12 protein-coding genes and 1 pseudogene are annotated in these 22,389 nt (G+C 68.4%); 9 read left to right on the plus strand and 4 right to left on the minus strand.

The window, feature by feature from the left end:
• Positions 1 to 12: 12 nt before the first annotated feature.
• The gene (locus tag LVB77_RS11275) at positions 13 to 1,026 is read right to left on the minus strand and encodes a substrate-binding domain-containing protein (RefSeq protein WP_232906217.1); all 1,014 of its coding nucleotides are present in this window, start codon (positions 1,024 to 1,026) and stop codon (positions 13 to 15) included.
• A gap of 291 nt (positions 1,027 to 1,317) precedes the next feature.
• Here LVB77_RS11275 and smc point away from each other — a divergent pair, with 291 nt between their 5' ends.
• From smc to gyrA, 8 genes are all read left to right on the plus strand, one after another.
• Positions 1,318 to 4,821 carry a chromosome segregation protein SMC gene (gene smc, locus LVB77_RS11280; protein ID WP_232906218.1) on the plus strand — a complete coding sequence of 1,168 codons (3,504 nt, stop codon included), beginning with the start codon at positions 1,318 to 1,320 and terminating at the stop codon, positions 4,819 to 4,821.
• A 178-nt stretch (positions 4,822 to 4,999) separates the two neighbouring features.
• The gene (gene zipA, locus LVB77_RS11285; protein WP_232906219.1) at positions 5,000 to 5,755 is read left to right on the plus strand and encodes a cell division protein ZipA; all 756 of its coding nucleotides are present in this window, start codon (positions 5,000 to 5,002) and stop codon (positions 5,753 to 5,755) included.
• A 222-nt stretch (positions 5,756 to 5,977) separates the two neighbouring features.
• A complete protein-coding gene (gene ligA / locus LVB77_RS11290; protein WP_232906220.1) occupies positions 5,978 to 8,338 on the plus strand; it encodes an NAD-dependent DNA ligase LigA in 2,361 nt (786 codons plus the stop codon).
• Positions 8,339 to 8,400: 62 nt separating this feature from the next.
• Positions 8,401 to 9,336: an EF-P lysine aminoacylase EpmA gene (epmA, locus tag LVB77_RS11295; RefSeq protein ID WP_232910254.1), complete on the plus strand. Its 936-nt coding sequence runs from the start codon at positions 8,401 to 8,403 to the stop codon at positions 9,334 to 9,336.
• Positions 9,337 to 9,440: 104 nt separating this feature from the next.
• Positions 9,441 to 10,178 carry a DUF3011 domain-containing protein gene (locus LVB77_RS11300; RefSeq protein ID WP_232906221.1) on the plus strand — a complete coding sequence of 246 codons (738 nt, stop codon included), beginning with the start codon at positions 9,441 to 9,443 and terminating at the stop codon, positions 10,176 to 10,178.
• 204 nt (positions 10,179 to 10,382) lie between these two features.
• Complete coding sequence (locus LVB77_RS11305; protein WP_232906222.1) at positions 10,383 to 11,153, plus strand: DUF3011 domain-containing protein; 771 nt, start codon at positions 10,383 to 10,385, stop codon at positions 11,151 to 11,153.
• 399 nt (positions 11,154 to 11,552) lie between these two features.
• On the plus strand, positions 11,553 to 12,608 hold the full coding sequence (gene mtnA, locus LVB77_RS11310; protein ID WP_232906223.1) for an S-methyl-5-thioribose-1-phosphate isomerase: 1,056 nt from the start codon (positions 11,553 to 11,555) through the stop codon (positions 12,606 to 12,608).
• Between the two features lie 215 nt (positions 12,609 to 12,823).
• Positions 12,824 to 15,571 (plus strand): DNA gyrase subunit A, encoded by a 2,748-nt coding sequence (gyrA, locus tag LVB77_RS11315; RefSeq protein ID WP_232906224.1) that lies wholly within the window; start codon positions 12,824 to 12,826, stop codon positions 15,569 to 15,571.
• A 140-nt stretch (positions 15,572 to 15,711) separates the two neighbouring features.
• Here gyrA and LVB77_RS11320 read toward each other — a convergent pair whose 3' ends face one another.
• From LVB77_RS11320 to LVB77_RS21305, 3 genes and pseudogenes are all read right to left on the minus strand, one after another.
• Complete coding sequence (locus tag LVB77_RS11320; RefSeq protein WP_232906225.1) at positions 15,712 to 17,877, minus strand: M4 family metallopeptidase; 2,166 nt, start codon at positions 17,875 to 17,877, stop codon at positions 15,712 to 15,714.
• A gap of 674 nt (positions 17,878 to 18,551) precedes the next feature.
• Positions 18,552 to 19,181 (minus strand): PKD domain-containing protein, encoded by a 630-nt coding sequence (locus tag LVB77_RS21350; protein WP_343226234.1) that lies wholly within the window; start codon positions 19,179 to 19,181, stop codon positions 18,552 to 18,554.
• Positions 19,167 to 20,459, minus strand: a pseudogene (locus tag LVB77_RS21305) (M12 family metallo-peptidase); the annotation flags it as partial. The gene LVB77_RS21350 and the pseudogene LVB77_RS21305, both read right to left, overlap by 15 nt.
• A gap of 467 nt (positions 20,460 to 20,926) precedes the next feature.
• Between LVB77_RS21305 and LVB77_RS11340 the strand changes: the two are divergent.
• On the plus strand, positions 20,927 to 22,123 hold the full coding sequence (locus LVB77_RS11340) for an OmpA family protein (protein ID WP_232910257.1): 1,197 nt from the start codon (positions 20,927 to 20,929) through the stop codon (positions 22,121 to 22,123).
• The last annotated feature ends 266 nt before the right edge of the window (positions 22,124 to 22,389 follow it).

Here is a 22,389-nt window from a genome sequence, read left to right on the forward strand (position 1 = left end):
TGAAACCCCGCCTCAAGTCACCCGCACCACCAGATTGGTCGCCAGAATCTCCGATGCCGCCGGCTGCCCCTCGATCAACGCCAGGATCTTGCGCGCCAGCAGCACGCCCGCGTCGGTGAAGTTCTGGTGCACCGAGGTCAGCGGCGGCAGATAGGTCGCGCCCAGCGGAGTGTCGTCGTAGCCGATCACCGACACGTCCTCGGGCACGCGTCGGCCGCGTTCGATCAGCGCCCGGATCGCGCCGATCGCCAGCAGGTCGCTGGCCGCGAACAGGGCGTCGAACTGCGGATGCTCGTCGAGCAAGGTATGCACCGCGGTAGCGCCGGCGCTCACGGTCAGGGCCGGCACCGAGGGCGTGAGCGGGGTCAGGCCGTGGCGGGCGAGGGTGCGGCTGTAGCCGTCCAGGCGTTCGGCGAATTCGCCGTGCGCCAGATCGCCCAGGAACACCGGCCTGCGCCGGCCCAGGGCCAGGAAGCGTTCGGCCGCGAGCGCGCCGCCGCGCTGGTTGTCGCTGCCCACCACCACCTGCGATTCGTGCCGGCTCACCGCGCCCCAGACCACCATCGGCCGGCCCCAGCGCTGCACCTGGTGCATCGCGTCCTCGTGCGCGCCCTGGCCCAGCAGGATCACGCCGTCGGCCGCCTGCACGCTGGGCAGCGCGCCGCCCTGCAGCGAGGTCAGCAGCACCGCATAGCCCGACGAGGTCAGTTCCTGGCTGATGCCGCCCAGCAGGTCCAGCGGATAGGGGCCGGACATCTGCCGCTCGATGCTGGGCGTCATCTCCACCACCACCGCCACCGTCATGCTGCGGCGCAGGCGCAGGTTGCGCGCGGAGATGTTGAACATGTAGCCCTGGGTCTCGGCCAGGGCCTTGATCTGCGCGCGCGTCTCCGGGTTCACCAGCGGGCTGTCGCGCAACGCGCGCGAGACGGTGATCGCCGAGACGCCGGCCAGCTTGGCCAGATCGGCCATGGTCGGGCTGTCGCCGGGCGCTTTGTTGCGGCGTTGGGCGCGGGGTCGGCTCATCGGCCAGGGCTACCTTGCGTTGCGGATGGGCGCGGACCGCGTCCGGGTCCGTGCGTCATCAATAGCATGACCGCCGTTGCGGTTCGCCGTCACCCGGCGCGGCGGGCGCTTGTGCCGATCCGGCCCGCCGCGGGCCCCGGCGGGGGCGGCTGCGGCCCGTTATACTCACGAGGCTGTGCGGCGTTTTCGCCGCGCATCGTCTATAATAATCAGCAATTTAGACGAAGTACTTCACCCTCCTTGGTATCTACGGCAGCGCCCTCGCCGGCGCGCCAGAGGCAACCCCGCCGCATGCGTCTGTCCACGATCAAGCTCTCCGGTTTCAAGTCCTTCGTCGATCCGACCACGATGCACCTGCCGACCAACATGACCGGCGTGGTCGGTCCGAACGGTTGCGGCAAGTCCAACATCATCGACGCCGTGCGCTGGGTGATGGGCGAGAGCTCGGCCAGCCGCCTGCGCGGCGACTCGCTGACCGACGTGATCTTCGCCGGCTCCTCGGCGCGCAAGCCGGTGTCGCAGGCGATGGTCGAGCTGATCTTCGACAACTCCGACCACACCATCACCGGCGAATTCGCGGCCTTCAACGAAATTTCGGTCAAGCGCACCGTCAGCCGCGACGGCACCAGCCAGTACTACCTCAACGGCGGCAAGTGCCGCCGCCGCGACATCACCGACCTGTTCCTCGGCACCGGCCTGGGCCCGCGCAGCTACTCGATCATCGAGCAGGGCATGATCAGCCAGATCATCGAGGCCAAGCCCGAGGAACTGCGCGTCTACCTCGAAGAGGCCGCCGGCATCTCCAAGTACAAGGAGCGCCGCAAGGAAACCGAGACCCGCATCCGCCACACCCGCGAAAATCTCGACCGCCTCAACGACCTGCGCGAGGAAGTCGGCAAGCAGCTCGAACACCTGCGCCGTCAGGCCCGCCAGGCCGAGCAGTACCAGGCCATCCAGGCCGAGCGCCGGGTCAAGGACGCCGAGTGGAAAGCCCTGGAGCACCGCTCGCTGGACCAGAAGCTGCAGTCGCAGCGCGAGAAACTGTCGCAGCAGGAAACCCGCCTGCAACAGCTGATCGCCGAACAGCGCGAGGCCGAGCGCGAGCTGGAAACCGGCCGCGTGCGCCGCGAGGAAGGCGCCGAGGCGCTCAACAAGGCCCAGGCCGCCAGCTACGAAGTCGGCGGCGCTCTGGCGCGCATCGAACAGCAGATCCAGCACCAGCGCGAAATGACCACGCGCCTGCAGCGCGCGCGCGACGAAGCCGCCGCGCAGCTGGCCGAACTGGGAAGCCACATCGGCAGCGACCAGGAACGCCTGGACGCGCTGCGCGCCGCGGTCGAGGACGCCGAACCGCGTCTGGAGGCCCTGCGCGACAACGACGAGGCACGCCAGGACGCCCTGCGCGAGGCCGAGAACACCCTCAACGACTGGCAGCAGCGCTGGGACGCGCACAGCCGCGCCCAGTCCGAGGCCGCGCGCGCGGCCGACGTCGAACGCACCCGCATCGAAGGCCTGGACCGCCAGAGCCTGGACGCCGACCGCCGCCGCGAGCTGCTGTCCAACGAACGTACCGGCCTGGACCTGGGCGCGCTGGCCGAGGCCTTCGAGCAGATCCAGAACCAGCACGATGTGCAGAAGGAATCGCTGGAGGGCCTGACCCACGAACTGGAAACCCGCAAGGGCAGCGTCACCGAACTGCAGGAGAACCAGCGCGGCACCCAGTCCGAACTGGCCGAGGTGCGCAAGCAGGCGCAGGCCGCGCGCGGCCGCCTGTCGTCGTTGGAAACCCTGCAGCACGCCGCGCTGGGCCAGGAGCAGGGCGCCGCCGTGAACTGGCTGCGTGCACGCGGCCTGGACAACGCCGCCCGCGTCGGCGAGCGTTTGGACGTGGATGCCGGCTGGGAGAACGCGGTCGAAAGCGCGCTCGGCCAGCTCATCGAAGGCGTGCTGGTGGAAGCGCCCGAATCCCTGGTCGATGCGATCGGCGAACTGGGGGAGGGCCGCCTCAGTCTGGTCTCGCCGGAAGCCGACGACACGGTCTACCCGCCGACCTCGCTGGCCGCCAAGGTGCGCGGCCCACGCGCGATCCGGCGCCTGCTCGCGCATCTGCATACCGCCGAGGACCTGGCCGCCGCGCGCGCGCTGCAGCCCTCGCTGGATGCCGCCGACTCGGTCATCACCCGCAACGGCGAGCGCCTCGGCGCCGGCTGGGTGCGGGTGTTGCGCTCCGGCGCCGCCCAGCAGGGCGCGCTGCTGCGCGAACGCGAAATCCAGACCCTGCGCGGCGAGATCGACACCCTGCTCAACCGCGAGCGCGAACTCGAATCGCTGCTGGTGCAACTGCGCGACCGCACCCTGGCCGCCGAGCAGCAGCGCGAAGACGCGCAGCGCGGCCTGTACATGGCCCATCGCGGCGTGTCCGAACTGGCCGGCCAGCTGCAGAGCCAGCAGGGCCGCCTGGACAACGCGCGCGGCCGCATCGAGAAGATCGAAGCCGAGCTGGAACAACTGATCGTCACCCTAGACGCCAGCCGCGAGCAGGCCCGCGACGCGCGTGCGCGCCAGGAAGCCGCGGTCGAGCGCATGGGCGAGCTGGAAGACAGCCGCCAGCAGCTGGAATCCGAACGCCGCAGCCTGGGCGAGGCGCGCGACGCCGCGCGCAACGCCGCGCGCGAATCGCGCGACATGGCGCACGCGCTGGCCCTGACTTTGGAGGCGCAGCGCACCCAGATCGTCGGCCTGTCGCAGGCCCTGGACCGCATGGGCGGCCAGCGCGGCCAGCTCGACAACCGCCTGGGCGAACTCGCCGCGCAACTGGCCGAGGGCGACCAGCCCGTGCAGTCGCTGGAAACCCAGCGCCAGGTCGCGCTGGAACAGCGCGTGCTGGCCGAGCAGACCCTGACCAGCGCGCGCAGCCACCTCGACGGCATCGACAACGACCTGCGCCGCTTCGAGCAGACCCGCCATCAGCGCGACGAACAGGCCTTGCAGCAGCGCGAGGCCATCGGCCAGCGCCGTCTGGAGCAGCAGGCCCTGGTGCTCAAGGCCGAGACCCTGTCGGCGGCCATCGCCGAGGCCGGCTTCGTGTTGGAAGACGTGGTCAACACCCTGACCGACGACATGCAGCCGCAGGTGTGGGAACGCACGGTCGCCGAACTGGACGGCAAGCTGCGCCGCCTGGAACCGGTCAACCTGGCCGCGATCGCCGAACACGCCGAGGCGGCCACGCGCAAGGACTACCTGGACGCGCAGTTCACCGACCTCACCACCGCGCTGGAAACCCTGGAAGACGCGATCCGCAAGATCGACCGCGAGACCCGCGGCCGCTTCAAGGACACCTTCGACCGCGTCAACTCCGGCGTGCAGGAACTGTATCCGCGCTTGTTCGGCGGCGGTCACGCCTACCTGGAACTCACCGGCGAAGACCTGCTGGACACCGGCGTGGCGATCATGGCGCGTCCGCCCGGCAAGCGCGTGTCCAACATCTCGCTGCTGTCCGGCGGCGAGAAGGCGATGACCGCGGTGGCGCTGGTGTTCGCGATCTTCCGCCTCAACCCGGCGCCGTTCTGCCTGCTCGACGAGGTCGACGCGCCGCTGGACGAAGCCAACGTCGGCCGTTTCACGGCGATGGTCAGCGAGATGAGCGAACAGGTACAGTTCCTGTTCGTGAGCCACAACAAGGCGACGATGGAAGCCGCGCAACAGCTGTCCGGCGTCACCATGCGCGAGCCGGGCGTGAGCCGTCTGGTATCGGTGGATCTGGCCGAGGCGACGCGTTTGGCGGGCGCGGCTTGAGCCGCCGCGGTCGGCGGCGCGCGTCGCGAATCGCATCGCGATTCGCCTCCGCCCACGACTTCGTTTAGATTCGAATCATTAAGGAGTCGGCTTGCAGGGATAGGATTCGAACGGCCGCATCGCGCTCACGATTCCGAATGTCCCGCATGCCCGACTCCAGCAACGTAAGGAGCAATCGATGTCCGAAGTGACCCTGCTGCGGATCGGCATCCTGATCGCCGGCTTGATCCTGATCGGCGCGATCGTGTTCTTCGGCCGGCCGCGTAAGCCGGGGCAGGGCAAGCGTCTGCCGCGCGAGAACGGCGCCGAGCCGCGCAAGGCCGACAGCGACCGTCGCGAACCCACCTTGGGCGAACTGATCGAGGGCGATGCCGACGCCGCCGCCGCGGGCGAGAGCACGCGTCAGGCCGAACTGGAATTGTTCGACCGCACCCTGGAAAGCGGCGCGGCCAACAGCGAGCTGGGCAAGCGCGCCACCGAGGAATTCGACAAGATCGTCACCCTGTACCTGGCCGCGCGCGCCGGCGCCAAGCTGCACGGACCCGACATCGTGGTCGCGGCCGAGAAGGCCGGCCTGGTCTACGGCCACATGGGCGTGTTCCACCGCCTGGTCGAGGGCCACCCCGAGCGCGGCCCGGTGTTCAGCGTGGCCAACATCATGAAGCCCGGCAGTTTCGACATGGCCCAGATCCAGGCCCTGGAAACCCCGGCGATCGCCTTCTTCCTGACCCTGCCGGCGCCGGTGCCCGCGCTGGACGCCTGGGAAACCATGCTGCCGACCGCGCAGCGCATGGCCGAACTGCTGGACGGCGTGGTCCTGGACGAGCAGCGCAACGCGCTGGGCCGCCAGCGCATCGCGCATTTGCGCGACGAGCTGCGCGCCTACGACCGCCAGCGCGAGGCGCCGCCGCTGACGCGGCCTACGCGCTGGTAAAAGCGCAAAGCAAATCCCCCTTAATCCCCCCTTTTTCAAAGGGGGAGACGGTTGCGTGCGTCGTCGGCGGCACGCCGCATTGTTGCGATCACTGCGCGCTGTTCTCCCCTTTGAAAAAGAAGGGCTAGGGAGGATTTGCTCTCCCCGCCTCTAACGAAGTCGCCCGCAAACGTTCAAAATGCCTCCACCGCACTGCCGCCGCAGCGCCCTGGATCGCCCGCGATGACCGACTCCGCCAAAGCCGCCCAACGCGCCGCGCAGCTGCGCAGCCAGCTCGAAGACGCCAATTACCGCTATCACGTGCTCGACGATCCGAGCATTCCGGATGCCGAGTACGACCGCCTGCTGCGCGAGCTGGACGAGCTGGAAGCCGCGCACCCCGAACTGCTCAGCCCCGATTCGCCGACCCAGCGCGTCGGCAACGCGCCGTCCTCGGCCTTCGCCGAGGTCCGTCACGCGATCCCGATGCTGTCGTTGGGCAACGCCTTCAGCGACGAGGAGGTCGCCGACTTCGTGCGCCGCATCGAAGAGCGTTTGGAGCGCGAGGTACCGGCGTTTTCGGTCGAACCCAAGCTCGACGGCCTGGCGATCAGCCTGCGTTACGAGCGCGGCCGCTTCGTCCAGGGCGCGACCCGCGGCGACGGCGCCACCGGCGAGGACGTCACCGCCAACCTGCGCACCGTCAAGGCGATCCCGCTGCAACTGCGCGGCAAGGGCTGGCCGGACGTGCTGGAAGTGCGTGGCGAGGTCTACATGCCGCTGGCCGCGTTCAAGGCCTACAACGAGCGCGCGCTCAAGGACGGCGGCAAGGTGCTGGCCAACCCGCGCAACGGCGCCGCCGGCTCGCTGCGCCAGCTCGATCCGCGCATCACCGCGCAGCGTCCGCTGGCGTTCTACGCCTACGCCGTCGGTGTAGTCGAGGGCTACGAGCTGCCGGCCACGCATTCGGCGACCCTGAAGCAGCTGCGCGACTGGGGGTTCCCGGTCAGCGCCGAAAGCGACGTGGTCGCCGGCACCCAGGGCCTGCTCGGCTACTACCGGCAGATGGGGGCCAAGCGCGAGCGCCTGCCGTTCGACATCGACGGCGTGGTCTACAAGCTCGACGATTACGCCGGCCAACGCGAGATGGGCTTCGTCTCGCGCGCGCCGCGCTGGGCGATCGCGCACAAGTTTCCGGCGCAGGAACAATCCACGGTGCTGGAGGCGATCGAGATCCAGATCGGCCGCACCGGCGCGGCGACCCCGGTCGCGCGCCTCAAGCCGGTGCAGGTCGCCGGCGTGGTCGTGACCAATGCGACCCTGCATAACGCCGATCAGATCGCGCGACTGGACGTGCGCGTGGGCGATACCGTGATCGTGCGCCGCGCCGGCGACGTGATCCCCGAGATCGTGCGCGTAGTGACCGAAGATCGCAGCGCCGACGCACCGCAGTGGCAGATGCCCACCGCCTGCCCGGTGTGCGGCTCGGACATCGTGCGCGAGGAAGGCGAGGCGGTCTGGCGCTGCTCGGGCGAACTCACCTGCGCCGCGCAGCGCAAGGAAGCGATCCGTCACTTCGCCTCGCGCCGCGCCATGGACATCGAAGGCCTGGGCGATCGTTACATCGAGGATCTGTCCGACCTGGGCTACCTGCAGTCGGTGGCCGACCTGTACAAGCTCACGCTCGACGATCTGCTGGAAATGAAACGCCGCGCCGACGAACGCGACGGCACCACGCCGGAAACCGTCAAGGCCGGCAAGATCGCCACCAAGTGGGCCGACAATCTGGTCGAGGCCATCGACCACAGCCGCGCCACCACGCTGGAACGCTTCCTCTACGCGCTGGGCATCCAGCACGTCGGCGAGAGCACGGCCAAGGCCCTGTCGGTGTGGTTCGGCGACCTGGAGCTGATCCGGCGCCTGCCGTGGCCGCTGTTCAAGCGCGTGCCCGATGTCGGCGGCGAAGTCGCCCGCTCGCTGGGGCATTTCTTCGATCAACCCGGCAATCAACAGGTGATCGACGAACTGCTCGCGCGCGGCGTGACCATCTCCGACACCCATGCGCCCACGCCCAAGCTGCGGCCGGATCTGAATCTGTCCACCCTGTTGGTGGACATGGAGATTCCCAAGGTCACGCGCATTCGCGCCGATCAGCTCGCCGCCGCGTTCGCCGACGCCACCAAGCTGGCCGCCGCGCCCGAACACGCCTACGTCACCGCCGGCCTGCCCGCCGACAGCGCGCAGGCGTTGTCGAACTGGCGCGAGCAGCCCGCGCACGCCGCCTTGCTGCAGCGCGTGGGCGAGGCGCTGGTGAGCGTGGTCGCACGCATCCCCGTCGACGCTCAGTCCGCGGCCGGCCCGCTCGAAGGCCAGACCGCGGTGCTCACCGGCGGCCTGAGCACGCTGTCGCGCGATCAGGCCAAGGAGCACTTGGAAGCGCTGGGCGCCAAGGTCGCCGGCAGCGTGTCGAAGAAAACCAGCTTCGTGGTCGCCGGCGAAGCCGCCGGCTCCAAGCTCGACAAGGCCCAGGAGCTGGGCGTGCCGGTCTGGGACGAGGCGCAGTTGCTGGCGTTCCTCGCGCAGCACGGACGCGCGCTCTCGTGAGCCGGGCCGGCGCACGGTCCGGGTACGCGCGCGAGTGGCGGCCCTCGGCGAGCTTCGACGCCTTGCGCCTGCGCGCCGCGCTCAACGCGCGCATCCGCGCGTTCTTCGCCCAGCGCGACGTGCTGGAGGTCGAAACGCCGGTGCTGTCGATGGCCGGCAACACCGACCCCAACATCGCCTCGTTCGCGCTGGAATTCAGCGGCCGCACCGAGGGCGCGCCGCGTACGCGCTGGCTGCGGACTTCGCCGGAGTATCCGCTCAAGCGCCTGCTCGCGGCCGGCCTGGGCGATTGCTACGAACTGGGACGGGTGTTCCGCGACGGCGAGGCCGGCGGCCGCCACAACCCCGAATTCACCATGCTGGAGTGGTACCGGCTCGGCTACGACCATCACGCGCTGATCGGCGAAACCGCACAACTGATCCAGTCCGCGCTGGCTCTGGTCGGGCGCGAAGCCGTGCTGGAGCGCGTGGCCTACCGCGAGCTCTATCGCGAGCGTCTCGGGCTGGATCCGTTGTCCGCCGACGAGAGCGAATTGCGCGCCGCGCTCGGCGACGTCGTGATCGATCCCGACGGCCTGGGCCGCGACGACTGGCTGGATCTGTTGATGACCCATCGCCTGCAGCCGGGCTTCGCGCACGATCGCCTGCTCGCGGTCTACGACTACCCGGCGTCGCAGTGCGCGCTCGCGCGCGTGCGCGCCGGCGATCCGCCGCTGGCCGAACGTTTCGAGCTGTATCTGGGGCCGCTGGAACTGGCCAACGGCTACCACGAACTGGCCGACGCGGACGAGCAGGGCGCGCGCTTCGGCCGCGATCTGGCCGTGCGCGCGCAGCGCGGGGCGGCATCGCCGCCTCGCGACGAGGCCTTGCTGGACGGCCTGGCCGCCGGCCTGCCGGACTGCGCCGGCGTCGCGCTCGGCGTGGACCGTCTGCTGATGGCGATGCTGAACACCGGCCGCATCGCCGACACCCTGGCCTTCGACTTCGCGCGCGCATGACAAGCCTGAACGCCGAGCGTGTCAGCGCGCAGTTGCAGGATCTTTTGATTGACCATTCAGGGGCGCGGGGTAGAGTGATCGCGTATCGCACAGGGGAGCTCGCAATGCGTACACGTACCGCCGCGGCATTGTCGCTAGCGTTGGCCATGTCGGCCTGCGCGGGCGCCGCCGTGGCTCAGGCCGGCGGCGAACGGCTTTACGGCGACCGCGTGTTGCGTTGCGAATCCCAGGGCGAAACGCCGCGCCAGTGTCCGGCCGACACCAGCGGCGGCGTGCGCCTGGCGCGCCAGCTGTCCGACAGCGACTGCGACGAAGGCAAGAGCTGGGGCGTCAATCGCAGCGGTGTCTGGGTCGCGCGCGGCTGCAGCGCCGACTTTCTGCTCGGCCAGGGCGGCAGCGGCCGCGACAGCCGCAGCGGCGATCGTGTGCTGCGTTGCGAATCCAAGGGCGGGCGCTGGAACCATTGCCGCGCCGAAAGCGGCAACGGCGTGCAACTGGTCCGGCAATTGTCCAAGCGTCCGTGCATCCGCGACCAGAACTGGGGCGTGGACGCGCAGGGCCTATGGGTGTCCGGCGGTTGCCGCGGCGAGTTCCAACTGCTGTCCGCCGGCGCCACCGAACCGGTGGTGGTCGCGCCGCGCGGCAAACTGGTGATGTGCGAATCGATCAAGAGCCAGGCCCAGCGCTGCGCGGTCGAGACCGGGTCCGGCGTGCGCCTGCACAAGCAGCTCTCGCGCACGCAGTGCGTCGAGGGGCGCAACTGGGGCTACGACGGCAACGGTATCTGGGTCGAGGAGGGCTGCCGCGCCGAATTCGAGGTCGACGCGCCGCGCGGCGGCTGAGCGGCCTGGGGCACCGGCGGCCCGTGAATGCCGCGTGCAGGCGCGGCACGCTGGCCACGAGGTAACGTTGTCCGGCGCCGGTCCGGGATGTCGTTAAGCCGCAGATAAACGGATCCCGACCGTTGCGGCACAGTCGCCAAATCTTGAGCTCTCGTTAAGCGGACGCGGATAGAGTTGCAGCCAACTGACAAAGGAGTGACGGACATGTTCGTACGCATCGTTTCCTGTTTCGCCCTGGCGCTGGGTTTCAGCGCGACCGCGCAGGCGGCGCCGCAATACGACTCCGGCTATTACGGCGGCCAGCAGACCATCCGCTGCGAGTCCGACGACGGCCGCAACCGTCAGTGCAGCGCCGACACCCGCGGCGGCGTGCGCCTGGTGCGCCAGTTCTCCAAATCGCAATGCATCCAGGGCAGCACCTGGGGCTACAACCGCAACACCATCTGGGTCAGCAACGGGTGCCGTGCCGAGTTCGAACTCGGCCGTGGCGGTGGCGGCTGGAACGACGGCGGCGGCTGGAACGGCGGCAACAATGGCGGCGGCTACGGCGACACCGTGCGCTGCGAATCCGACGACGGCCGCACCCGTACCTGCAGCATCGGCGGCAATCGCGCGCGCCTGGTCCGCCAACTGTCGAAGTCGCCGTGCATCGAAGGCCAGAGCTGGGGTTCGCAGCGCGGCAGCGTCTGGGTCAGCAACGGCTGCCGCGGCGAGTTCAGCAGCGGTCGCGGCAACGGCGGCTGGAACGGCGGTGGTTGGAACGGCGGCGGCAACAACCAGTGGCGCAGCATGACCTGCGAATCCAACGACGGCCGCGACGGCCGCATGCGCCGCTGCAACACCACCATCCGCGACGGCGCGCGCCTGATCCGTCAGACCTCCAAGAGCGCCTGCATCGAAGGCCGTACCTGGGGCTGGGACAACAATGGCATCTGGGTGCAGATGGGCTGCCGCGGCGAGTTCAGCGTGCGCTGATCCCGCGCAATATCCGCATCGCGCAACGGCCCCGCAGCAATGTGGGGCCGTTGTTTTTTGTCTTCCCCCTTTTGAAAAAGGGGGATTGAGGGGGATTTGCGTTGCGCTGTGGCCCCATAGCAGGCTTCAAGAGCAAATCCTCCCAACCCTCCTTTTCCAAAGGAGGGAGCAAAGCCAATGCGGCATGAGTGCGACGGAGCCGCTTCCCCCTTTGGAAAAGGGGGATTGAGGGGGATGTGCTTTGTGCGGCGGTTCGTAAATGCGCAGCTTCCCTTTGCCAAAGGAGGGAGCAAAGCCGAAGCCAGGCCGCAGCGCAGGGAGTCATCCTGCTTCGCTGGAGACCCAGGCCCGCCGCTCCACAGCCCCGCAACCGCCACACCCCTGCGATAAACTCACCCCATGAACGACATCGACTTCGACCGCTACGACCGCATCCGTCCGATCCGCTGGACCGGCGACGCCCTGGAACTGCTGGACCAGCGTCGGCTGCCGTTCGAGGTCGAGTACGTGCGTTGCGAGGACAGCGACGCGGTCGCCGCCGCCATCCATGCCCTGACCGTGCGCGGCGCGCCGGCGATCGGCATCGCCGCGGCCTGGGGCACGGTGCTGGCGGCGCGCGAGGTCGAGGCGGCCGACGGCGCCGCCGCGCTGGCGCGGCTGGAGCCGGCGATGCAGCGCCTCAACGCCGCGCGCCCGACCGCGGTCAACCTGGCCTGGGCGCTGGCGCGCATGCGCCGCCGCCTGACCTCGGCCGGCGCCGACTGGCGCGAGGCGCTCGCGCGCGAAGCGCAGGCCATCGCCGACGAGGATCTGGCTGCCAACCGCCGCATGGGCGCGCTGGGCGCGGCGCTGATCGCGCCCGGCAGCGGCGTGCTCACCCATTGCAACACCGGCTCGCTGGCCACCGCCGGCTTCGGCACCGCGCTGGGCGTGATCCGCGCCGGCGTGGCCCAGGGCCGCATCGATCACGTCTACGCCGGCGAGACCCGGCCCTGGCTGCAGGGCGCGCGTCTGACCGTGTGGGAGCTGCAACAGGACGGCATCGTGCCGACCCTGATCGCCGACGCCGCCGCCTCGCACCTGATGAAGAGCGGGCGCGTGCAATGGGTGATCGTCGGCGCCGACCGCATTTGCGCCAACGGCGACACCGCCAACAAGATCGGCACCTACCAGCTGGCGATCGCCGCGCGCCACCACGGCCTCAAGTTCATGGTCGCCGCACCCTCGTCGACGGTGGACATGGCCACCGCCTCGGGCGATGCGATCGAGATCGAGGAACGCGACCCGGGCGAACTGTTCGCGCTGGGCGGGGTACGGACCGCGGCCGAGCAGGTCGGGGCCTGGAACCCGGTGTTCGACGTCACCCCGCACGAGCTGATCGACGCCATCGTCACCGAGCGCGGCGTGATCGAGCGCCCGGACACGCAGGCGATGCGGGCCGCGTTCGGCGCCTGACCGGCGCGGCGCGGCGGCAGGGTTCGCGCGGGCCTGGAAAAACAGGCGCAAGTGCTTGTTTCTGCGTGGGAATCTGACTGCCGTCAGACCCCGTTTCGTGCTATCATTTCCTGTCCTTTTGATGCCGCCTCGAGCGAGCTGCAGAACAGGCCCGCACGGGCAGGTTTTCGCCGCCGTCCGGGGCGCCTGGCACCACCGCACAGCACGGAACCCTGATGGCCGAACTCGCCAAGGAAATCATCCAGATCAATCTCGAAGACGAGATGCGTCGCAGCTATCTCGACTACGCCATGAGCGTGATCGTGGGGCGCGCGCTTCCCGATGTCCGCGATGGTCTCAAGCCGGTGCACCGCCGCGTCCTGTACGCGATGAGCGAGCTCGGCGCGCACAGCAACAAGCCGCACTTCAAGTCGGCGCGTATCGTCGGCGACGTGATCGGTAAGTACCACCCGCACGGCGACCAGTCGGTGTACGACACGCTGGTGCGCATGGCGCAGCCGTTCTCGCTGCGCTACCTGCTGGTCGACGGCCAGGGCAACTTCGGTTCGGTCGACGGCGACTCCGCCGCGGCGATGCGTTACACCGAATCGCGCATGGCCAAGCTCACCCACGAGCTGATGGCGGACATCGACAAGGAAACCGTCGACTTCCAGCCCAACTACGACGAAAAGGAACTCGAACCCACGGTCATGCCGACCCGGGTGCCGAACCTGCTGGTCAACGGCTCGGCCGGTATCGCCGTGGGCATGGCGACCAACATTCCGCCGCACAACCTGTCGGAAGTGATCAACGCGACCATCGCCCTGATCAACGAGCCGGAGCTGGACGTCGACGGACTGATGGAACACATCCCCGGCCCGGACTTCCCGACCGCGGGCATCATCAACGGCACCGCCGGCATCATCGCCGCCTACCGCACCGGCCGCGGCCGAGTGCGCATGCGCGCTCGCGCCGAGATCGAGGTCAACGAGGACACCGGCCGCGAGGCCATCGCCGTCACCGAGATCCCGTACCAGGTCAACAAGGCGCGGCTGATCGAGAAGATCGCCGAGCTGGTCAAGGAAAAGAAGCTCGAAGGCATCAGCGAGCTGCGCGACGAGTCCGACAAGGACGGCATGCGCATCTTCATCGAGGTCAAGCGCGGCGAGTCGGCCGAGGTGGTGCTGAACAATCTGTATCAGCAGACCCAGATGGAGTCGGTGTTCGGCATCAACATGGTGGCGCTGGTCGACGGCCGCCCGCAGTTGCTGAACCTCAAGCAGATCCTGGAAGCCTTCATCCGTCACCGCCGCGAAGTGGTGACCCGCCGCACCATCTTCGATCTGCGCAAGGCGCGTCAGCGCGCGCACATCCTGGAAGGCCTGACGGTCGCGCTCGCCAACATCGACGAGATGATCGAGCTGATCAAGACCTCGGCAAATCCGAACGAGGCGCGCGAGCGCATGCTGGCCAAGACCTGGGAGCCGGGTCTGGTCGGTGCGTTGCTGTCCGCGGCCGGTTCCGAGGCCTCGCGTCCGGAAGACCTGCCGGCCGGCGTGGGTTTCGCCGACGGCCGCTACCAGCTCACCGAGGTCCAGGCCAGCCAGATCCTGGAAATGCGCCTGCACCGTCTGACCGGGTTGGAGCAGGACAAGCTGACCGAGGAATACCGGCTGCTGCTGGACACCATCCGCGGCCTGATCGAGATCCTGGAGAACCCCGAGGTGCTGCTGGAGGTGATCCGCACCGAGCTGCTCAACCTCAAGGAAGAGTTCGGCGACGCGCGCCGCAGCGAGATCCGCGCCAGCGAGGAAGATCTCGACATCCTCGACCTGATCGCGCCGGAAGACGTGGTGGTGACCCTGTCGCATTCCGGTTACGCCAAGCGCCAGCCGGTCAGCGCCTACCGCGCCCAGAAGCGCGGCGGCAAGGGACGCAACGCCGCCGCGACCAAGGACGAGGATTTCATCGACAAGCTGTGGTTGGTCAACACCCACGACACCTTGTTGACCTTCACCAGTTCCGGCCGCGTGTTTTGGCTGCCGGTGCACCAGTTGCCCGAGGCCGGTCCGAACGCGCGCGGCCGTCCGATCATCAACTGGCTGGCGCTGGAAGCCGGCGAGCAGGTCCAGGCCGTGCTGCCGGTGCGCGAGTACGACGACCAGCACTTCGTGTTCTTCGCCACCCGCAAGGGCATGGTCAAGAAGACGCCGCTGACCGAGTTCGCCTACCGCCTGGCGCGCGGCAAGATCGCGATCAACCTCGACGAGGGCGACGCCCTGGTCGATGTCGCGCTCACCGACGGCCAGCGCGAGGTCATGCTGTTCGCCAGCAACGGCAAGGCCGTGCGCTTCGCCGAGAGCGGGCGCGAGGACGAGGCCGAGGCCGGCGACGAGACGATCGAGGCCGATGCCAGCGACGACGCCGCCGACGGCGAAGCCGCGGGCGAGGGCGAGGGCGCCGACAAGAGCAAGCGCGGCAAGGGCGGCGTGCGTTCCACCGGCCGCAACAGCCGCGGCGTGCGCGGCATCAAGCTGGCCGCCGGCGAAGCCGTGGTCAGCATGATCGTGATCGACGGCGACGGCGACATCCTCACCGCCAGCCAGCGCGGCTACGGCAAGCGCACGCCGGTCGAGGAGTATCCGTGCAAGGGCCGCGGCACCCAGGGCGTGATCGCGCTCAAGACCACCGACCGCAACGGTGCGCTGGTCGGCGCGATCCAGCTCAGCGACCACCACGAAGTGCTGATGATCTCCGACGGCGGCACCCTGGTGCGCACGCGCGCGGCGGAAATCTCCCAGGTCGGCCGCAACACCCAGGGCGTGACCCTGATGCGCCTGGCCGACGACGAGACGCTCAAGACCATCGAGCGCGTCGATGCGTCGCTGGAAGACGAGGCCGAGGACGGCGGCGACGGCGAGACCCTGCCGCCGGCCGCGGATGCCGGCCAAGGCGGCACCGAGGAGATCGCGCCGGAAAGCTGATCCTTATCGCGCTTCGTTGCATGCGAAAACGCCGCCTTCGGGCGGCGTTTTCGTGAGCGGAAAAGAAAAACCCCGGCCGTAGCCGGGGTTTTTTTGTAGCGTTCGCGATGCCGGGCCGGTCCCTGGCCCGGACGGCGCGATCAGAACGTGACGCTCCAGCTGTTGATGTAGCCCACGTCGATGGACGCCAGATCGCGCACGCGCAGCTTCCAGGTGCCGTTGAGGGCTTCCGTGGTCAGGTTGCGGCTGTACGTGGTGACGATGTTGTCGGCGCTGCCGCCGCTGCGGTTGTGCAGGTTGTAGACCGAACCGTCCGGCGCGACCAGGTCCACGACCAGATCGCCCTTGTAGGTGTGGACGATGTTGACCGAGATCGAGGCGTTGGCCGGCGCATTGCCCGTACGACCCGACACCGTGATGTTGCTGGTCACGCCGGTCGAGTTGTTGTCGGGAATGTTGACGTCGGTGGTGTTGGTGTAGGTCTGGGTGCCGCCGGTGCCGCCGACCGTGACCGAGGCGGTCTTGGTGTTGGTGGCGCCGTCGTCGTCGGTGACCGTCAACGTGACCGTGTAGGTGCCGGCCGTCGTGTAGGTCTTGCTCGGGTTGGCCGCCGTCGAGGTGGTGCCGTCGCCGAAGTTCCAGCTGCGCGAGGCGATGGTGCCGTCGCCGTCGGTGGAGGTATCGGTGAAGGCCACCGTCAGGCCGCTGACCGAGGACGTGAAGTTAGCCACCGGCGGAGCGTTGCCGCCGCCCGGGCAATCCACGCCGACCAGGGCGAAGGCCGCGCTGACGTCGGCGACGTTGTAGCCCAGATCGGTGGCCGCGGTTTCGACGCCGCAGGAGCCCTGGATGAAGTTGGTGCTGGCCGTCCAGTACAGCTGGTTGGCGCGGGCGAAGGCCTTGAACGCCTTCTGCGTGTCCCAGCCGGAGGTGGTCGCCAACTTCCAGAACGCCTTGTTGTACACGCCCGACGAGTAGTGCACGTCCATGCCGTTGGTGTAGTTGGAGGCATGGCCGATCGAGCTGCCGTCCTGCGGCGGATTGGCCATGTAGCGCAGGGCGCCGCTGGCCTTGAAGATCTGCGCGCCGACCAGGAAGTCGTTGCTGCCGTTCATGTAGTACTCGGCGGCTTCGCCGGCCATGTCGGAGAACGCTTCGTTGATGCCGCCGGACTGGCCGGAATAGGTCAGGTTGGAGTTCTGCTCGGTGAAGCCGTGCGAGACCTCGTGCGCCGACACGTCCAGGCTGACCAGCGGATAGAAGGTCGAGCCGCCGTCGCCGAAGGTCATCGCCGAGCCGTCCCAGAACGCGTTCTGGTAGCTGTTGCTGTAGTGCACGCGCATGGTCAGCTGGAAGGTCAGCGGCGGCACGCCGACATAGGCGCCGTACATGTCGTAGACGACCTTGCCGAAGTAGTGCGCGTCGTTCAGCGGCGAATACGCGCCGTTGATGGTCTTCACGGTGTTGCGCGGGCAGGTGTAGGAGAACGCCGTGCTGCCGCTGGTGCCGTGATTGAGGTTGACCGTCTTCACGTTGGCGTTGTTCATGGTGCAGGTGCTGCCGCTCTGCGCCACGTCGAGGTAACCGAAGTTGGTGCCGTACTCGTACTGGCCGGTCTTCTGGTTGCCGCCGGGGCCGGTGCCGTTGGCGTGCGCCAGCGCGTCCCACTGCTTGAGCACGCGACCGCTGTTGGCGTCGACGATCACGAACGGACGCGTCGGCGAACCGCCCTTGGCGGCATCGGCGAAGTAGGAGACCACGTAGGCCAGGTGAGCGCGGCCGGCGTCGTCGACGTAGATGACCTGCTCGGTCTTCTCGTCGCGGGTGCCGAGCAGGCCCTGGCGGTTGCCCAGGCCGGCGCGCTTGCCGACGCTCAGCGCCTGCGCCTTGGCCAGCTTGGGCGTGACGCTGGGCAGGTCGGCGTCGAGGCCGTTGATCATCTGGCCGAACAGGGTGCGCACGTTGCCGTTGGCGTCTTCGCTGACCACGAGCTGCTCGCCGAAGACCGGCACGCCCTGGTGGCTCTGCTGGTAACGGTAGTGGCGGGTGCCGTTGCGGTCGGTCTTGATCGCCACGGCTTTGAGCGTGGACTGGGCGTCCAGCGCGAGCATCTCGGCGTGACGCGCGCCGGCATCGGCGCTGACGCCGACGTTGGCGGTGGCGGCGCGGTACTGCTGGTTGACCTGGCTGACGTTGCGCTGCTGGTGCAGATCGACGCGTTGCGCCGCATCGGCCGCGCCAGCGGCCAGGACCAGGGCGGCCGCGGCCGCGAGCGCGTGCAGTTTCGGTACGGAATGACGATTCACTGGTGGTACCCCCGAAGCTAGTGTTGTTGGTCGGGCCGCGAACGCGGCCGGCTCACTGCAGGTGGTGCATCCGCCCCCTGTCACCAACACGCCCTGGCCCTGCGCACTGAAGACGTCCGTGTGCGTGCGGTAGGTCGTGGGTCTATCGGATACCGGCGCGATGTCCTTCGCGACGGCGCAGCGACGCTAGGTCGCTGCGCGAATCAGCGTCAAAGGAATGGAACTGAGTCACATCCGTTAAGGGAGACGGCCGCCGCGTCGCGGTACCCGGCGATTACATCTGAAACCGTTTTTTTGCTGGGTTTGGCGCGTGAATCTCGGATTCACGAGATGGAAATCGGTTTGTAATAATGTTTTAAATAAATTGCTGCAACGCACAAGGATATTGCGCGGTCGGAGTAGGGCATTTTCGCCTGAAGTGCGTTGTAAATCTTATTCAGCTAAATCAATGGCTTTCACCGCGAATTCACTGTTTTTGTCGGGCGCTATTATTTTGTCGGGTAGATAATCAATTGGCGAATGTGATCCAGTTCCGCGGTTAAGCGTGGGCACTATCCCAGTTATCGCGAAAACCGGCGGGCCGGTCGTTTTCGCAGCAAGGCCAAAGAAAAACCCCGGCCGTGGCCGGGGTTTTGGGATCGCGATCGGGCAGGGTGCCCGGCGGCGCGGCCGCATCAGAAGGTGATGCTCCAGTTGTCGATGTAGCCCACGTCCTGGCCGGCCCGGTCGGCCGCGCGCAGGCGCCAGGTGCCGTTGAGGGTCTCGGTCGACAGATTCTTGCTGAAGGTGCCGCTGACGTTGTCGGCGCTGCCGCCGCTGCGGTTGTGCAGGTTGTAGACCGAGCCGTCCGGCGCCAGCAGGTCCACGATCAGGTCGCCCTTGTACGGGTGGACGATGTTGACCGAGATCGAGGCATTGCTGGGTGCGTTGCCGCTGCGGCCGGCGACCACGATCGAGCTGGTGACACCCGTAGCGTTGTTGTCGGGAATGCTGACGTCGGTGCCGTTGCTGTAGGTCTGCACGCCTCCAGTGCTGACCGTGACCGTGCCGGTCTTGGTGTGGGTGGCGCCGTCGTCGTCGGTGACCGTCAGGCTGACGGTGTAGCTGCCGGCCGCCGAGTAGGTCTTGCTGGGATTGGCCGCGGTGGAGGTGGTGCCGTCGCCGAAGTTCCAGCTGCGCGAGGCGATGCTGCCGTCGCTGTCGGTGGAGGTGTCGGTGAAGGCCACCGTCAGGCCGCTGGCCGAGGAGGTGAAGTTGGCCACCGGTGCGGTGTTCGCGCCCGGGTCGGGGCGGAACGCGGCCATGGTCGCCTTGGTCTGCACCAGCACGCGCTGGTTGTGGCTGAGGTTGGTGTTGCCCATGGCCACGCCGTTGTAGGTGACGTCGGGGTTGGACCAGTAGTTCAGGCGCGTGCAGGCGGCGCCGCTGCACTGGTAGGCCATGATGGTGCGCCAGCGCGCGCCGCTGGCCGGCGCGTACTGGTAACCGTGGCCGTAGGCATAGGGCGTGCTGGTGGGGTCGTTGGCCGGGTCGTGGCGGGCCGACAGCAGGTGGCCGATCTCGTGGGCGAAGCTGTAGTAGCCGGTCGCGCAATCCCAGTACACGGTGGCGAAGGCGCTGGCGGCGTTGGAGCCGATCGCGCGGGCGCGGCCGCAGTTGCTGTCGTCGTCGATGACCAGCACGTTGACGTCGGCGGCGTTGGCGTCGCGGCTGGCGTGGATGTCGTCCATGTAGCCGTCGTTGGTGACCGCGAAGCGCTGCACGTCGGTGGCGTGGCCGTCGCCGACCGAGGTGTATTCGACCGTGCGGTAGTTGGCCAGCACCATGTTGATGCCGACGTTGGAGTTGACGTAGCCCTGGTTGCTTTCGGCCACGGCCAGTTCGATCAACGCCTCCATGTCGCCGCCGTAGGCCGCGACGGCCTGGTTGGTGGCGACCACCTGGACGCGGATGGTGGCGGTGGCGCCGGGATCGATCGCGGCCGCGCCGACCAGGCCGCCCGCGCGCGCGGCGGCGCCGCGCATGTCGAACTGCGGCATGGCCGCTTCGCTGTAGTCGGCGGCGTGATCCGGCGGCATGCGGCTCTCGTCGACCTCGATCACCGCGTTGCTGCCGTCGGGCAGGGACTGGATGCGGTACAGGGTGCCGTCGACGCGCACGTTGCCGGTGATGCGGTCGCCGTGGCGGACCAGGGCCACCGAGTTGCGTTCGTCCAGGCGCACTTCGCGCGCGCCGCGCAAGGCCGAGGCGCCGCGCGAGTCGCGCAGGCGGCCGAGCCAGACGGTGTTGCCGCGTTCGGTGCGGTGGGCGTTGTCGAGCACGGCGGTGACCAGGCGCGATCCCAGGCGCAGGTCGATCTCGCGATTTTGCGCGCTGACCGCCGAGGCGTCGGCGCGTTCGATGCGCAGGCTGCGCGTCGGGCCTGCCTTGGACAGGTGCTGAGCGGTCGCCAGCGCGGCGCTCCTCGGCGCTGGCGTGGCGTCGCCGACGAACAAGGGCTTGGCGGCGAAGGCCGGCGCGCTGACGATGGACAGCAGCAAGGCGGCTTGGGCGAGCGGTGCTGCGTAGTGGCGGGTGGTCATCGGGTTTTCTCTCCGGTCGGCCGCGGGCGGCCGTGGCGATGGCGGTGTCCCCACGCGCGGCGTCCGTGCTTGCCGGTGCGCAGAGAGGCGACAGGAGCCGCGCGGCGATCGACGGGTGCCGCGTTGCGCCCTGATTGCCAAGCTAGCCAAGCGGCGGCCGCTGCAGAGAGAGGGAAAGACGAGGTGGTGGCGCATGCAAGCGTGACCGCAATCAAGCATCGGCGTTTCCGTTGCGATGCGAAGCGCACAGATGAGGTGCGTTGAAATAGTGTTTCAAGCAAGCTTTATGCGCATGAAACACGCGATAAATGTGTTTAAAGCGTGCCAGAAAGCGCGAATGCGGCACGTGCGCTCTGCGTCCATGGCCAGGCGCGGGCGCGACGTGCCCCTGGGCGAAATCGTCAGCGGACATTAACGTTTCGCACCTATAGTGCAGGCCCCTATTTACTGGAGTTCGATTTATGGCGATGCGCCGTGCAGGGATGCTGATCGGGATGGTGTGGCTGGCTTGCGCTTGCAGTCGCGGGCCTGCGCAGGGCGCGGATGGAGCCAGCGCGTCCGATCAACCGCAGTCGCAACCGGCCGCCGCGTTGGCCACCGACGCCGCGCCGAAGACGGCCGGCGACAGGGAGTTCCCGGTCATTCCGCAGATCGTGGTGCCGGACGTCGTCGGCATCGGCCCGGCGCAGCAGACGCTGGAAAACGCGATGCAGGACATCATCGATCCGATCGCGGGCATCAGCGTGCGCCCGGCCAACTGCGTCGCCGACGGCGCCCTGGTCAACGACGCCGGCATCACCAGCGTGGACGCCGACGGCAAGCTCTCGCGCAACGGCGACGAGGGCATCTTCCGCATCGCCGCCGACGGCAGCGGTACCGCCAACTTCGGCGGCGGCATCGTCACCGTCGACGCCGACGGCAGCGGCAGCATCAACGGCAGCGGCGAGGACGGCGCGGACGATGCGATCGTTACGGTCGAGGCCGACGGCTCGGGCAGCTACAACGGCAAGTACGGGATCATCCGCCTGGACGGAAAGGGCGGCGGCACCTGGAACAACGACAGCGGCGTGATCACCAACAACGGCGACGGTTCGGGGAGCTGGAACGGGCCGCAGGGCGTGGTCACGATCAACGCCGACGGCAGCGGCAGCTGGAACAGTCCGCAGGGCCTGGTGATCAACGACGGCGACGGCAAGGGCCGGGTTGGGGCGCCGGCGCGCGAGATGAAGATGGCGCCGATTCCCAAGGTCGCGCCGGCGGGCAAGTTCCCGCCGCTGAAGAAGTTCGCGCCGCCCGGCGCGCCCTGCGGCTTCGTCATCACCCTCAACGACCGGGTGCTGTTCGACTTCGACCAGGCGCAGATCCGGCCGGACGCGGTGCCGGTGCTCGATACGCTGGCTGCGGCGTTGCAAAAGGTGCCGGCGCGGGCGATGGAGATCCGCGGCCACACCGACGCCAAGGGCGGCGACGACTACAACCTGGATCTGTCCGAGCGCCGCGCGCAGGCCGTCATCGCCGCCTTGCGCCAACGCGGCGCGGCGCAGGAGGCCGATGCCAAGGGCTACGGCGAGTCGCAGCCGGTGGCGCCGAACGAGTTGAACGGGCAGGACCATCCCGCGGGCCGGCAGTTGAACCGGCGCGTGGAAATTTTCGTTCGGACCTGAGGCCGGACCGCATCCCGTACCGGCCGGCGGACCGCGAGCGCCGCCGGCCCGTGCCTGTCTCGGTTTGAAACAGTGTACTAACCGGTTCGGCGCAAGCCGGGCACGCAATATCTGTGCCGACAACGCCGCCGAATCGGTCGCTAAATATTTGCCAACGTCGCTGCTGCGTAACACACGCGCCGCTCTATACTCGTCGCAACCCGAGGGGAGACGACATGGAAAGCGTGGGTTCGGCTGCAAGTCCTGTGGTAACTGCGTTCGTTACT

This window comes from Lysobacter sp. 5GHs7-4 (assembly GCF_021284765.1).
In the GTDB taxonomy this organism is placed as follows: domain Bacteria; phylum Pseudomonadota; class Gammaproteobacteria; order Xanthomonadales; family Xanthomonadaceae; genus Lysobacter.

Coding starts and splice junctions, on each gene's coding strand:
- LVB77_RS11275 (WP_232906217.1), bottom strand. CDS start 1,026: ATGAGCCGACCCCGCGCCCAACGCCGCAACAAAGCGCCCGGCGACAGC.
- smc (WP_232906218.1), top strand. CDS start 1,318: ATGCGTCTGTCCACGATCAAGCTCTCCGGTTTCAAGTCCTTCGTCGAT.
- zipA (WP_232906219.1), top strand. CDS start 5,000: ATGTCCGAAGTGACCCTGCTGCGGATCGGCATCCTGATCGCCGGCTTG.
- ligA (WP_232906220.1), top strand. CDS start 5,978: ATGACCGACTCCGCCAAAGCCGCCCAACGCGCCGCGCAGCTGCGCAGC.
- LVB77_RS11300 (WP_232906221.1), top strand. CDS start 9,441: ATGCGTACACGTACCGCCGCGGCATTGTCGCTAGCGTTGGCCATGTCG.
- LVB77_RS11305 (WP_232906222.1), top strand. CDS start 10,383: ATGTTCGTACGCATCGTTTCCTGTTTCGCCCTGGCGCTGGGTTTCAGC.
- mtnA (WP_232906223.1), top strand. CDS start 11,553: ATGAACGACATCGACTTCGACCGCTACGACCGCATCCGTCCGATCCGC.
- gyrA (WP_232906224.1), top strand. CDS start 12,824: ATGGCCGAACTCGCCAAGGAAATCATCCAGATCAATCTCGAAGACGAG.
- LVB77_RS21350 (WP_343226234.1), bottom strand. CDS start 19,181: ATGGCCGCGTTCCGCCCCGACCCGGGCGCGAACACCGCACCGGTGGCC.
- LVB77_RS11340 (WP_232910257.1), top strand. CDS start 20,927: ATGCGCCGTGCAGGGATGCTGATCGGGATGGTGTGGCTGGCTTGCGCT.